Annotated in this window: 14 protein-coding genes; 9 read left to right on the top strand and 5 right to left on the bottom strand. The window is 59.9% G+C overall.

Annotated features, from left to right (window positions below):
- Positions 1–241 precede the first annotated feature (241 nt).
- On the top strand, positions 242–964 hold the full coding sequence (locus K5R88_RS01750) for a pirin family protein (protein WP_008032862.1): 723 nt from the start codon (positions 242–244) through the stop codon (positions 962–964).
- Between the two features lie 106 nt (positions 965–1070).
- Here K5R88_RS01750 and K5R88_RS01745 read toward each other — a convergent pair whose 3' ends face one another.
- A complete protein-coding gene (locus tag K5R88_RS01745) occupies positions 1071–1946 on the bottom strand; it encodes a LysR family transcriptional regulator (protein WP_226299046.1) in 876 nt (291 codons plus the stop codon).
- A gap of 112 nt (positions 1947–2058) precedes the next feature.
- On the opposite strand from K5R88_RS01745, the gene K5R88_RS01740 reads away from it, so the two are divergent.
- From K5R88_RS01740 to K5R88_RS01730, 3 genes are all read left to right on the top strand, one after another.
- Entirely contained in the window at positions 2059–3270 is a 1212-nt protein-coding gene (locus K5R88_RS01740; RefSeq protein ID WP_226299045.1) for a YbfB/YjiJ family MFS transporter, read from the top strand.
- A gap of 57 nt (positions 3271–3327) precedes the next feature.
- Positions 3328–4326 (top strand): NAD(P)H-quinone oxidoreductase, encoded by a 999-nt coding sequence (locus tag K5R88_RS01735; RefSeq protein WP_226299044.1) that lies wholly within the window; start codon positions 3328–3330, stop codon positions 4324–4326.
- Between the two features lie 204 nt (positions 4327–4530).
- The gene (locus tag K5R88_RS01730; protein ID WP_008041164.1) at positions 4531–5487 is read left to right on the top strand and encodes an alpha/beta hydrolase; all 957 of its coding nucleotides are present in this window, start codon (positions 4531–4533) and stop codon (positions 5485–5487) included.
- A gap of 3 nt (positions 5488–5490) precedes the next feature.
- Here K5R88_RS01730 and K5R88_RS01725 read toward each other — a convergent pair whose 3' ends face one another.
- From K5R88_RS01725 to K5R88_RS01715, 3 genes are all read right to left on the bottom strand, one after another.
- Positions 5491–7305: an ABC transporter ATP-binding protein gene (locus K5R88_RS01725; protein ID WP_008041165.1), complete on the bottom strand. Its 1815-nt coding sequence runs from the start codon at positions 7303–7305 to the stop codon at positions 5491–5493.
- Between the two features lie 167 nt (positions 7306–7472).
- Positions 7473–8063 (bottom strand): DUF6338 family protein, encoded by a 591-nt coding sequence (locus tag K5R88_RS01720; protein WP_223436813.1) that lies wholly within the window; start codon positions 8061–8063, stop codon positions 7473–7475.
- A gap of 171 nt (positions 8064–8234) precedes the next feature.
- A complete protein-coding gene (locus tag K5R88_RS01715; RefSeq protein ID WP_192418293.1) occupies positions 8235–9263 on the bottom strand; it encodes an AraC family transcriptional regulator in 1029 nt (342 codons plus the stop codon).
- A 166-nt stretch (positions 9264–9429) separates the two neighbouring features.
- Between K5R88_RS01715 and K5R88_RS01710 the strand changes: the two genes are divergently transcribed.
- The 5 genes from K5R88_RS01710 to K5R88_RS01690 all read left to right on the top strand — a co-directional run bounded on the left by K5R88_RS01710 (position 9430) and on the right by K5R88_RS01690 (position 12730).
- On the top strand, positions 9430–10281 hold the full coding sequence (locus tag K5R88_RS01710; RefSeq protein WP_226299043.1) for a 3-hydroxybutyryl-CoA dehydrogenase: 852 nt from the start codon (positions 9430–9432) through the stop codon (positions 10279–10281).
- On the top strand, positions 10268–10870 hold the full coding sequence (locus tag K5R88_RS01705; RefSeq protein WP_226299042.1) for a TetR/AcrR family transcriptional regulator: 603 nt from the start codon (positions 10268–10270) through the stop codon (positions 10868–10870). The genes K5R88_RS01710 and K5R88_RS01705 overlap by 14 nt, the downstream gene beginning before the upstream one ends.
- A gap of 38 nt (positions 10871–10908) precedes the next feature.
- On the top strand, positions 10909–11580 hold the full coding sequence (locus K5R88_RS01700) for a hypothetical protein (protein ID WP_226299041.1): 672 nt from the start codon (positions 10909–10911) through the stop codon (positions 11578–11580).
- A 188-nt stretch (positions 11581–11768) separates the two neighbouring features.
- Entirely contained in the window at positions 11769–12182 is a 414-nt protein-coding gene (locus K5R88_RS01695; protein WP_008032844.1) for a VOC family protein, read from the top strand.
- A 119-nt stretch (positions 12183–12301) separates the two neighbouring features.
- Entirely contained in the window at positions 12302–12730 is a 429-nt protein-coding gene (locus K5R88_RS01690) for a hypothetical protein (RefSeq protein WP_223452471.1), read from the top strand.
- A gap of 13 nt (positions 12731–12743) precedes the next feature.
- Here the strand turns inward: K5R88_RS01690 and rtcA are convergent, their stop codons facing one another.
- Positions 12744–13763, bottom strand: a complete 1020-nt coding sequence (rtcA, locus tag K5R88_RS01685) for an RNA 3'-terminal phosphate cyclase (RefSeq protein WP_192226529.1) — start codon at positions 13761–13763, stop codon at positions 12744–12746.
- Positions 13764–13768 lie beyond the last annotated feature (5 nt).

Below are 13768 nucleotides of genomic sequence, written 5' to 3'. Positions count from 1 at the left end.
TCAGCCGATGTTGTTGGCGACTGACACACCGCTATCGCCGGCAAGCCGGCTCCTACAAGGTTACGTGCATGGCATGAAGACTGTGCTGTGCATTATGGCCAAGTGCGGGGGGATCAGTCTGCTTATTATTGTCAACTAAAACGGGACAGTATTTCAATTTTCATCTACTTATTGCACTACAGGATAAACATTAACCTTCTCCTCACTCGGACGAATCAACGTCCCCACAGGAGATTTCATCATGCTGACCCTTCGCAAAGCTTCCGATCGCGGCTTGGCCAATCATGGTTGGTTGAAGTCGTTCCATACCTTTTCCTTCGCCAACTACCGCAACCCGAAAGAGCAGGGTTTTTCCGACCTGCTGGTGATCAACGATGACCGCGTCGCGGCCGGCAAAGGCTTTGGCCAGCACCCACACCGAGACATGGAAATTTTCTCCTACGTGCTTGAAGGCGCCCTGGAACACAAGGACACCCTGGGCACCGGTTCGGTGATCCGCCCCGGTGACGTGCAACTGATGAGTGCCGGCAGCGGCGTGGCACACAGCGAGTACAACCACTCGGCGACCCGTGGTGTGCACTTCCTGCAAATCTGGATCGTGCCGGACGTCAGCGGCGCCAAACCGCGCTATCAGCAAGAGCATTTCAATACACAGAAGAAACGCGGGCGTCTGCAACTGATCATCTCCCCCGAGGGGAAAAACGGCTCGCTGAAGGTGCGCCAGGATGCACGGGTGTATGCCGGCCTGATCGACGGCAAGGAAAGCGCCACGCTGGAACTGGCCGCCAATCGTTATGCCTATGTGCATGTGGCGCGCGGCAGTGTCGAACTCAACGGCCTGCAATTGCAGGAAGGCGATGGCGTGCGGGTTCGCGATGAACAGTTGCTGACCCTGAGCAACGGCGTGGATGCCGAAGTGCTGGTGTTCGACCTGCGTCCTCAGGAATTGCCTGAAATGCCGTAATCCGGTGTGAAGTAATCGCCACCTCGCTGCGCTCGACAGCTCCTACAGGTACACGCAAATCCCTGTAGGAGCTGTCGAGCGCAGCGAGGTGGCGATCTTTCAGCCGTCACTCCCCTGTCCCCGCAAACCCCGCCACAATCTCATCGATCACCACCCGCACCCTCGCGGTATGCCGCAAGTCCGCGTGCGTCACCAGCCATATGTCATACGGCACCGGCCGTGTGCGTTCCGGCCATAGCCTGACCAGCCCGTCGCGCTCCCCCATGTACACCGGAATTTCCCCGAGCCCGATCCCCGCCGCAATCGCGCGGCGCACCAGCAGACTGGAACTCAGGCTCGAAACGATGCGCCCGCGCCCCAACGGTTCCGAGACCAGCGTGATGTCTTTGTTGTTCTGCAAATACGGCTGATACACCACCAGATCATGCCCCTCGAACGCCGAACCCGGTGCCGGCACACCGTGGGTGTCCACATAGTCCCGGGAGGCAAACAGGCCCACCGGCCAACGCGCGATGCGCCGGGCGATCAGGTCCGGGTTGTCTGGCCGGGTGTTGCGCACGGCGATGTCGGCTTCGCGTTTCGACAGGCTCAAAATCTGCGTCGAGGCATCCAGTTGCACGCGCACGTCGGGGTGCTGTGCGTGCAAGCGGGCAATCGCCGGGATCAGGAAGTCGATGGCCATGGAGTCCGTGGTGCTGACCCGAACGATACCGGTCAGCCGGTCGTCGAGCCCTTGAATCTGGCGCTGCATCTCCAGTGCGGAGTGCTCCATTTTCTCCACGGCTTTCAACGCGGCTTCACCGACGGCTGTCAGCGCGTATCCCTCCGAAGTGCGCAGAAACAGCGTTGCACTCAAGGACTTCTCCAGTGCCGTGATCCGCCTCCCGACGGTGGCCTGATCGACCCCCAGCACCCGCGCCGCGCCACGTAACGTCGATTCCCGGCATACGGCCAAAAACACCCTGGCGTCATCCCAATTCATAGGTTTCTCCACTGCTGCATATACGCATCACCATAACGCAAAATCGCTGCGTTATTGCATCAATGAATCTGGATAAGCTGGGCACCATAGATAAACCTGGAGGACGGCTCCCATGCCCAGCACATCAACCACCCCGCGCAGCGCCATCTGGCTGCCGATTTTCGCCGGCCTCTGCGCCAGCCTGGTCAGCATCGGCCTGGCGCGGTTCGCCTACACGCCGTTGATTCCCTCATTGATCCAGGCGCACTGGTTTTCTGCCAGCGACGTGGTGTACCTAGGCGCCGCCAATCTGGTGGGTTACCTGATTGGCGCGCTGATCGGCCATCCGCTGGCCCGTCGGACCTCCAACAAAAGCGCCCTGCGCCTGATGATGCTGGCGGTGACGCTGTCGTTTTTCGCGTGTGGCTTTCCGTTGTCGGTGAGCTGGTTCTTCGGCTGGCGCTTGCTGTCGGGCGTCGCTGGCGGCGCGATCATGGTGTTGGTGGCCGCGACCGTGCTGCCGCATGTGCCGGCGTCCCGCCGAGGGCTGGCCAGTGGTGCGATTTTCCTGGGCATCGGTTTGGGTATCGCCGGCTCCGGGACGATTGTGCCGCCGCTGTTGAGCCTGGGTTTGCAGAACACCTGGTTCGGTCTCGGCGCGCTGGCATTGGTGCTGACCGTCGCCAGTTGGTTCGGTTGGCCGTCAGCCACGCATGCGGCCACCGCGGCACCGTCCGCTGAACCCTCGACGATGCCGACTGACCCGAACGTTTACCTGCTGTTCGCCCAATACGCGTTCATGGCTGCCGGGCTCGTGCCCGCCATGGTGTTCCTGGTGGATTACGTTGCCCGCGGGCTCGGGGCTGGCGCGCACATTGGCGCTCTTATCTGGGTGATGTACGGCCTCGGCGCGATTATCGGGCCGGTGAGTTACGGTTTTCTGGCTGACAAACTGGGCGCACGGCTGAGCATTCGCCTGGTGCTGGTGGTGCAGGCAGTTGCGGTCGGTTTACTGTCGATTTCAAGTACTTTCACTGCGCTGGCCTTGCTGGCGGTGATCCTCGGCTCGTTCCCGCCGGGTATCGTGCCGCTGGCATTGGCCCGGGTTCACGAACTGATCCCGAACCATCATCAACAGCAGATTGCCTGGAGTCGCGCCACCGTGTCGTTCGCCACGTTCCAGGCGATTGCCGGGTTTGCGTATTCGGCGTTGTTCAACGCCAGCGGCGGGCATCATGCGCTGTTGTTCATCCTTGCAGCGGGCGCCATTGTCATAGCCCTGCTGCTGGAACAGGGCATGCGCTTGCTGAATCGTCGCGGCCGGCTGCAACCTGTATTGAGCTGAGTCACCGACGGCTTGATGTGGCCCCACTTACTGAACATTTCCAGACAGGACACTCACATGAATCTGCCCCACACCATGACCCTGATCGAAATCACCGAACCCGGCGGCCCGGAGGTGTTGAAGCCGCGCGAGGCGTCAGTACCAACCCCGGGGCCGGGCGAAGTGCTGATTCGCGTGCACGCTGCCGGGGTCAATCGCCCCGACGTGATTCAACGTGCCGGCAAGTACCCGATGAAACCCGGCATGAGCCCGATTCCGGGCCTGGAAGTGGCCGGTGAAGTGGTGGCGGTCGGTAAAGGTGTCAGCGAATTTATCGTCGGCGACAACGTCTGCGCGCTGACCAACGGCGGCGGTTACGCACAATACTGCGTCGCGCCGGCCGGCCAGACGCTGCCGATTCCTCAAGGCATGGATTGGGTGCACGCGGCGGCGGTCCCGGAAACCTTCTTCACCGTGTGGGCCAACCTGTTTGACATGGGCGGCGCTGCCAAAGGTCAGCGCGCATTGATCCATGGCGGCACCAGCGGCATCGGCACGACCGCCTTGATGCTGTGTCGCGAATTCGGCGTCAAGGCCTTCGCCACGGCGGGCAGTGAGGAAAAGTGCGCGGCGATCCGTACGTTGGGCGCCGAAGCGATCAACTATCGCGATCAGGATTTTGCCCAGGTCATCCAGGAAAAAACCGCCGGCAAGGGCGTCAATGTCATCCTCGATATCATGGGCGGCTCGTACCTGAATTCGAACATCGCGGCGCTGGGCATGGAAGGTCGACTGGTGATGCTGGGCTTTCTCGGCGGCGCCCACGCCAAGGACGTCGACCTGTTAGCGATCATGAGCAAACGCGCCATCGTGACGGGCTCGTTGCTGCGCCCACGCACCGTAGAAGAAAAAGCCTCGATTGCCGAGCAGTTGCGCGAATACGTGTGGCCGGTGCTCGCTGCCGGGCGTTGCCTGCCGATGATCGACAAGGTTTATTCGTTGGCCGAGGCGGCACAGGCGCATGCGCGGATGGAAGGTGGCGAGCACATTGGCAAGATTGTGTTGCGGGTGGATTGATCCGCAATTGTCGCGCCCCCCTGTAGGAGCAAGCTTGCTCGCGATAGCGGTGTGTCAGTCGACAGCATTGCTTCATGTGCCACCGTCATCGCGAGCAAGCTTGCTCCTACAAGGAGGGTTGGTGAACGGCTGTCGAAAATGTTCCCCTCGCCGACACGCTTCTGTTAAAAACCGGACTTCAGTTTTTTACCGACGGACCATCCGATGCCCTCCTCCCCGCTCACACGTCTGCGCCGACGCTGGCTGCCCTTGCTGTGCATGGCCGCGCTGATTGTCGGTCTGCCGGTGAGTTGCGGCGTACTTGAGCACACCGAGCGCGAGCTGCTGTTTCGTATCGAACCGGGCACGGCGGGCTGGTATCGCGGTTTGCCGAAGGACGTTCAAGAATTCGACATCCAGCCCGCCAGTTTCAAGGATGGGCAAAACCTGCATGCCTGGTGGTGGCCGGCGGCTCGTCGTGATGCGCCTTCGATCCTCTACTTGCACGGTGTGCGCTGGAACCTCACCGGCCAGGCGTTTCGCATCGAACAATTGCGCGCCATGGGCTATTCCGTCCTGGCGATCGACTACCGCGGATTTGGTCAGAGCAAAGGCGATCTGCCGTCGGAAGCCAGTGTGTATGAAGACGCACGAGCCGCCTGGGAACGCTTCACAACGATGCAACCGGACGCCAGCAAACGCCTGATCTACGGCCATTCCCTCGGCGGTGCGGTAGCCATCGACCTCGCGTCAGACCTGGCCGCACAGGCGAAAAAGAACCATGTCGCCGTCCCGGTGCGCGGTCTGGTGATCGAGTCCACGTTCACGTCACTGGGCGATGCCGTGGCCCAAGTGGCCGAAAGTAACCTGCCGGTGAAATGGCTGCCAGTGCGCTGGCTGCTGTCGCAGAAATTCGATTCCATCGACAAGATCGTCGACATCGACATGCCGCTGCTGGTCGTGCATGGCCTGGCCGATGCATTCATGCCTTCGCGCTTCAGCCAGCAGTTGTTCAACGCCGCCAGCGAGCCCAAGCGCCTGTTGTTGGTGCCGGGCGGCACGCACAACAACAGCATGAGTTTGGGCGGCACCCAGTATCGCCAGGCACTTGAAGGCCTGATGAAAGCAAAACCGCCGCAGATGGCCGGGCCGGCACTGGCTCGCGGTTCTCAGGACTCCTGACGTTTAGCGATAACCTCGCGCCTGCAAGTTGAACAATTGCGCGTAACGCCCTCCGGCGGCCACCAGACTGGCGTGATCGCCGCGTTCAAGGATCGCACCCTGATCCAGCACGATGATGTGGTCGGCATTACGCACGCTGGAAAAACGATGGGAAATCAACAGCGTCATGCGGCCTTCGGTGTGCTCGCTGAAATGCTCGAACACCGCCGCTTCCGCCGCTGGGTCGAGGGCTGAGGTCGGCTCATCCAGAATCAGGATATCGGCGTCACGGCGCATGTAGGCACGGGACAAGGCAATCTTCTGCCATTGCCCGCCGGACAGTTCCTGGCCGCCGGCAAACCAGCGGCCCAATTGCGTCGCATAGCCACGATCCAGACGCTCAATGAAAGGCGCGGCCATGCCCTCGGCGGCAGCGGCTTGCCAGCGCTGCTCATCGTTGAACGCCAGGGTGTCACCGACACCGATGTTCTCGCCTACGGAGAACTGGTAGCGAATATAGTCCTGGAAAATCACGCCGATACGCCGGCGCAGCGCATCTTCGTCCCATGCCTGCAAGTCACTGCCGTCCAGCAGGATGCGCCCCTGGTCGGGACGGTACAGACGGGTCAGCAGCTTGATCAGCGTGGTCTTGCCCGAACCGTTCTCCCCTACCAGCGCCACACTGTGCCCCGGCACGAGGTGCAGATCGATGCCCTCCAGCGCCGCGCGGCTCGCGCCCGGATAGCTGAACCCGACGTTTTCGAACCGCAGACCATCGCCGGGCAGCGCGCCTACGGTCAGGCTGCCGGAGTCGGCCACCACGGGTTCAGCCAGGTATTCATAGAGGCTGGACAGATACAGCCCGTCTTCGTAAAGACCACTGATGGCGCTCAAACTGCTGCTCACTGCAGTCTGCCCCTGCTTGAACAGCACCAGGTACATGGTCATCTGGCCAAGGGTGATGCTGCCGTGGACGGTGTCGACCACCACCCACGCGTAGGCCAGATAAAACGCTCCCGTGCCCAGCAACCCCAGGACAAAACCCCAGCCATCGCGGCGCAGGGTCAGCCGACGGTCCTCAGCGTAAAGACGCGCGAACGTATCGCGATAACGCTTCAACAGCAGTGGCGCGAAGCCGAACAGTTTGACCTCTTTGATGTAGCCCTCGTGGGAGAGCAGCGTCTCGATGTAGTTCTGTTGCCGACTCTCCGGCGCACGACGGGTAAACAGCCTGAAGGCGTCCCCGGAAAAATGTGCTTCGGCAAAAAATACCGGCAACGCACCCACCACTAACAACACCAGCGCCCACGGCGAAAAATGCACCAGCAACACGCCAAAACTGATCAGCACGATCAGGTTCTGGATCAACCCCAACGACTTCATCACCAGCGCCAACGGCCGGGTGGACGCTTCGCGCCGGACCCGCACCAGCTTGTCGTAGAACTCGGAATTCTCGAACTGGACCAGCGACAACGTCTGGGCTTTCTCCAGAATCATTGTGTTGACCTTCTGCCCCAACTGCACTCGCAACAGCGATTGCTGAACCGACAGCGCCCGCTGGGTCCCGGACAGCAACGCGAGCACACCGGCCTCAAACAGCACGTAACGCACCACCGGCCACAACGGCGCACTGCCCTGCTGCGCGTGCAGTTGCATGGCGAAAACCACCGCGTCGACAATGCGTTGGCCCAGCCAGGCAGCCAATGCCGGGAGTACGCCTGCGATCAGGGTCGCCAGCACCAGGCCCAGAAACAACCCGCGAGAAGTAGCCCAGACCAGGAGCAAGGCGCGTCTGGCCTGATCGAGCAATGAGGTGACGCGGGAAAGGGCCGCTGGCATGTTTATCGGTTGCGCTTGCGCGGTTTCGTCATTTCTTTTCGTAAAGGTGAAGGCCCGATGGGGAACACCAGCCCGGGGGGAAGAGGACCACCATTTTCCCACTCTTCCATCATCCGCCTCAGCTCAGGCGGCATTTCAGTCGGCGCTTTGCATGACATTTGATCACCCTATTGTTTTGCGAATTCGACACAACTCACTTTTGATACATCAATAACCAGGGCCTTTGCCCTACCAGGTAACAGATTGCCGTCGCTATCGATCCAGCGAGGGAACTCCAGAACGAATTGTCCGTTAGCAGGCTCCGATGGCCATTCGCTTGGCCAGCCAAACAGACGTTTCCCTCCGATCAAATGCAATATCACGAAACCCGGTCTCGATGAAAAAGCACTGTACCACTCGCAAGGGAACGATTTTTTAGCCGTTATCTTCAGTTTCCTGAGTAACGCATGAAGCCTGTCGCCATGAGCGATATGACAGGAAAGAAACCCCATCACCAGCGCAATCACTGCCGACCATAACGCCTCCGATTTCCTGTCCCACACGCCGATCGAAAAAAACCGTTCTCCCGCCAGTAGCAACAGTCCTTCCAAACCGACCACCAGCGACTGAATCACAAGCGTAAAAATCAGTGCCTGGACAATCTGTCCAAAAGTGTCCGGGCGCTTGAACGCCGTGAGCGAGTAAAAAATCCACGCCGCTAAAAACCCCGGAAGCAGATACTGCAGTAGCGGGATCACGTCCTTGATCAAGCTGTCCATTGCCCTTTCCAATCCATTGAAAAATTCGACCCGGAGCAAATAAATACAGCACATCTACAGCCTGTGTCATCCACTGCTGAAGTGCGGTAGTCACAAGAGATTTCGGGACTACAGGCGGGACTACAAGCGAAAAATCCTCCTACATTCAACAAGGAAAAACTGGACAAAAACTCAATCCAGATCCGACGTCACGTGCTCCAAAAACCGTGCTCGATACCGCCCTGGACTCTCCCCCGTCCACTTCTTGAACGCCCGGTGAAACGCACTCGGCTCCTGAAACCCCAACTGTTCGGCAATGTCACCGATGCTGGCCTTGCTCTGCCGCAATTGCTCAAACGCAACCCCGCGCCGCACCTCGTCCTTGATTTCCTGATACGAACACCCTTCCCGCTCCAGCTTGCGGCGAAAGGTGCTGGGGCTCAGATGTTGTTCCAAAGCAAAGGCCTGCAAGGTCGGCCATTGGCTGTAGTGGCTGTTGCGCAAACGCTGGTGGACTTGCGACGCGAGCCCATGCTGGTTGCGGAAGCGAATCACCAGCCATTGCGGCGCGGTGCGCAGAAACACTTTCAGCGAAGCCAGGTCCTGGACCACCGGCAAGCGCAGGTAGTGGCTGGCGAATTCGATTTCGGTGCGCTCGGCGCCGAAGGTCAGGTTCGGCCCCCAGAGCAAACGGTCATCGCTGAGGGACACGCGCTTATGGCGGAAGTCCGCGCGGTCGATGGGGATGCGCCGACCACCCAGCCAGCACATCAGGCTGATCATCAGCACCAGAAAAGTCTCTTCGCCAAAACGCGCAACATCATCGTTTTTCGCGCAGCTATCCAGGCTGATGACTGCACGTTTGCCGCGCACCGTCAGCGTGCCGCGAAAATCGCGAAGGAACAGGGCAAAGTTGTTCAGGCACTGGCGCATGGCTTTGTGCAGGTCGGGTTCCTGAATCAGGGCCCGGCAAATCAGGGCGAAGCTGCCCGGCGGCATGCCGTGGGAGTCGAGCCGGAAGAACTCGTCATCGAACTCGCGGATCTGGATCAACCAGAGTGCAGCAAACGCACTGGCCGGCACCCGCGACACAGGCTGTTCGATCAACGCCGGGTCGATACCTGCCTGTTCCAGCGCAGCCCGCCGCCGCTGCGGATTGTCCCCCAGCCCATGGATCATCGCCTGCACAAAGTAGGCGGCCACCGAATCCTTTTCCCGCATCTGAACGCTTCGCTCCCCATCACCCGAATGGCAAAAAACACCAGCACCGTTGAACAGTTCCGGCATAGGACAACCGCCCCGCCGGTTCTAGACTCGCGGCCAATAGTACGCCTTCGGCCGCTGTGGCGGCCAAGGTATCGCGGGGTTTGACCGGAAGGACGTGTACATGAATCTGCAAAACATTGGCGTGATCGGCGCAGGCACCATGGGCAACGGCATTGCACAAGTCTGCGCCCAGGCAGGGTTCAACGTGACCTTGATCGATATCTCCGAGAGCGCACTGCAAAAGGCTGTTGCGACCGTCGGCAAAAACCTCGACCGGCAAGTTGCCAAGAACACACTGACAGAAGCTCAAAAGCTCGCCGCCCTCGACAAGATCCGCACCAGCACCGACTACAGCAGCTTGCACAACGTGCAACTGGTGATCGAAGCCGCCACCGAAAATCTCGACCTGAAACTGCGCGTGCTGCAACAAATCGCCGCGCAGGTCAGCGCCGAGTGTGTGATCGCCTCCAATACGTCGTCGCTGTCGATTACCCAACTTGCCGCCAGCGTCAGCCAGCCTGAGCGCTTCATCGGCCTGCACTTCTTCAATCCGGTGCCGGTGATGGGCCTGATCGAAGTGATTCGCGGCCTGCAAACCAGCGACGCAACCCACGCCCTGGCGCTGGACATGGCAACCACCCTGGGCAAAACCGCGATCACCGCCGGTAACCGTCCGGGCTTTGTGGTCAACCGGATTCTGGTACCGATGATCAACGAAGCGATCCTGGTGTTTCAGGAAGGCCTGGCCAGCGCCAAAGACATCGACGCCGGGATGCGCCTGGGTTGCAACCAGCCCATCGGCCCGCTGGCACTGGCCGACCTGATCGGCCTGGACACCGTGCTGGCGATTCTTGAAGCCTTCTACGACGGTTTCAACGACAGCAAATACCGCCCCGCGCCACTGCTCAAGGAAATGGTTGCCGCCGGTTATCTGGGACGCAAGACGGGGCGTGGCTTCCATGCCTATGCCTGAGCGTTGCTCACGTTTCGCCGAGTACCGAGACAAGGTGCTGGAGCTGTTTGCCAGCAAAGGTTTCGGTCAGGTCGGCATGCGTGAGCTCGCGACGTGCCTGGGGCTTTCCCCAGGTTCGTTGTATCACCATTACCCCAGCAAACAGCACTTGCTGCTCGACTTGATCGAGGAGTTCTACGAAGAGCTGTTGGCAACCCTGGGGCGCATCGAGCAAAAGTCTCCGGCCAAGCGCGACAGGCTCAACAGCCTGATCCACGCGCATTTGAATCTGCATCAGGAAATGCCCTGGCATTTTCGTCTGGTGGAACGCGACAGCGGCTGCCTGAATGACGAACAGCAGGCGCGCGTTCGGCAGTTGCGCGAACAGTACGAACGCACATTGCTGCTGATGCTCGGGACCAAACCCCGTCTCAGTGAACAGGCGCAACAGGCCGCCGGACATGCCATCGCCAATCTGCTGAACAGCGCGCCCTGCTGGCTGGCGCATCATCTGCTGGATGAGCCTGAGCGTAATGAACTGCTGGAAAACCTCGTGGCAGGGGCCATTGAGCGTTTGCTGCGGCCCTCGGTGCCACGCGCAGCGGCCTGAGAAGCCGGACTGGTTTCAGTGGATCGAGCGAGCCACCGATGCAAAGCGTAAACCCACGCCGCATAATGGCTCGCCCTCAAACACAAAAAGGAATTCGTGTGTTATCCCGTCCCCGCACCCTCTGGTCATGGCTCTACTACCCCCTGAGCTGTATCGCCGTCTTCGTACTGACGCTGCACATCGCCGCCTTTGACTGGTTGCTGATAATGCCCATCGATGTCGGCGGCACTTTTATGGGGGGAGGCATGGCAACCCAGCTGTATCTGATGGGCTGGGGCGCTGCCAGCGTCGGCCTGTTGCTTGCCGTGGTGTGTCGTTTGCCCGGATCAATCTATGGCTGGATCAGCGCCGGACTTTTGCCCGTGGGCATTGGCGCCTGGTGGCAACTGAACTATCCGGCCAACGCCGACCAAATGATTTTGAGTACCAGCCGACAGGAGATCGGCGTGGCCATGCTGATTGGCGCAGTGTTGCTGTGCAGCGGCCTGTATGCCCGCTCGAGGATCAAAAGCCGCGCCTCAAAAACATCGCCGTCACGCTCGGCAATGTCGGGGCGAATGGCCGTGGCGACCACGCTGCTCATCTTGTTTGTCGGCGTGCCCATGGCCATTTTCAAGCAACAGTCGTTACCGAACTGCGCCTTCAACGAAGCCGGTCAACAGTTGACGGTCTGCCTGGGCGAAGACGATGTCCCGGTGGTCGTGGATTGAGCGATAACCCGCACCGTTTCAATAGAAAAAACATCTAAACGATTTTTGCCAATCACCACCTCTAAGGCTTTGCTAATGCCGTTGTAGGAGCGTGCGGTCTGGATAAGCGAGGCGTTCTGGAAACCATCGCGAGCAGGCTCGCTCCTACAGGAAAACCCACCTCCGTCGTTTGGCAACGGGAGCAAACAATGAAAATCAATCCCTACCTCATCTTCAACGGCGACTGTAAAGCCGCGTTCACTTTCTATGCCCAGGCCCTTCAAGGCCAGCTCGACGTCATGATGACCTTCGGTGAAAGCCCGGCGCGCGAGCACTTTGCGGCGGACCTGCACAACCTGATCATTCATACCCGCCTGTCGGTGGGCGATCAGGCGATCATGGGGTCGGACACCACACCTGATCGCCCCACGGATGACATGGCCGGTTGTTCGGTCTCGCTGAACGTCGACAGCATTGCCGAGGCGGAACGGGTCTTCAACGCATTGGCGGAAGACGGCAGCGTGCAAATGCCCCTGGAAGCGACCTTCTGGGCCGCGCGTTTCGGGATGCTGGTCGACCGGTTTGGCGTGTCGTGGATGGTCAATTGCGAAAAGGATCAGTGACGTTACCGGCAAGCAAACGCCCAACCTGAAAAGGCTGGGCGTTCTGGACACTCCCGGACCGTCTGCTACCGTCAACAGGCCACCCCGCCTCGCAGCAGAACCTTCGGAGGAAACCCACCATGCCCGCCCATGACGCGCCCTGGTCCACCCGTTTGAAAATATCGCTGCTGGCGACAGCGCTCGCCGGAACCCTGCTGGGTTTGAGTGGTTGCGCCACGGTCGATGCCCAGACCACTGCTTATGTGGGTGTCGAGCATCCCGCGCCGACGCTGGCCAGTGAAGTCGTGGTGTTGCGTACCGAACCCCTTCGCCCGCACATTCGATTGGGTGAAGTGCTGATCGATGCCAGCGTTGATCCTGCCCCCCCGATCACCCAGGTAGAAGGAAAACTTCGGGACGAGTCAGCCAAGCTCGGTGGCGATGCCGTGGTGGTGGTCTACGACCATATCCAACCGATGGGCGCTTATGTCAACGGGCCGCTGTGGGCTCGTGATGTAAGAACCATTGAGGGACGCAAACTCAAAGGGATCGTGATCAAGTTCAAGTGATGGCGGAGACGGGTCAGTTGCACTCAACTCTGAGCCGGGCAGCCCCTTCTTCCCTGCAATCAATTGTGATCGGCAGAAATCGCTCGATGACCGCGATGTTGCTTTGCAGATGTTCAGTCATCCGTGGCGTAGTGAAACTTCCACCGCCTGCCAACGCCATTGGCAACAGCAATTGATCGGCCAGGTGTTCGGCCACTGCTGCTCCGCTGTTCAGCCAGTCCATGGCCTGATTAATCGCGCCGTCAGCAACCTTTTCCGCGCGAAGGGCCGTTTGGCCGAATGCGCTGAATACTTCGGTTACGTGCTCAAACCTGTGCTCCAACAGCAAAACATTGCCCGGTCCCTGGTCCTGGTTGATCGTGACCATCAGTAGTTCCTCCTGCGCCATGTTCAGCCGCTTGGCGACCCGATCAAGTTCGCGCTCCGCCACATGCGGCGCAAGCCCGGCGATCAGCGCGCTGGCATGTTTCGTGAGCAAGGCGCCGCGTTCCAACAGATGCAACGGCAGCAGTTTCGACGGCTGGACAAACACCTCGATCTCACCACCACCGGCAGGCACAAAACCGTGACGCAACAACTGTAATTCAACCTTGGCGCCCATGCGCCGCAGCTGCGGCAACCAGGCTAGCTGTAGAAAATCAGTCGGAGGCGCCATCGGGTTATGAGTACCACCCGATATACGCACCCGACTGGCTTCAGGCGCCAGCAGCAACGCCGGCAACAGCGTCTGCAATACCAACGTGCAGCTACCCGCCGTGCCGATCGCAAAACTGAAATCCCCGCCGCGAATCGGACCCGGCTCGAAGGACAGGCACTGCGAACCCAATTCCGCACCTTGCACTTTTGCATCGCAAACCTGAGCCGCAGCCAGTACGGCAGTCAGGTGCTGACGCAACAATCCGGGCCGGCTGCGTTTGGCTCTGATGTTTTTAATTTGCAGTGCGCGACCGGTCACCATCGACAGGCTTAAAGCGCTGCGCAACACCTGGCCACCGCCAATGGCGCCATCCAGTTCAATCACTTCCTGTTTCATCTTCA

Origin of the sequence: Pseudomonas sp. MM213 (genome assembly GCF_020423045.1) — a bacterium.
Lineage (GTDB): Bacteria > Pseudomonadota > Gammaproteobacteria > Pseudomonadales > Pseudomonadaceae > Aquipseudomonas > Aquipseudomonas migulae.
The sequence above is the reverse complement of the archived record's forward strand: the minus strand, read 5'-3'. Positions and strand labels throughout refer to the sequence as shown.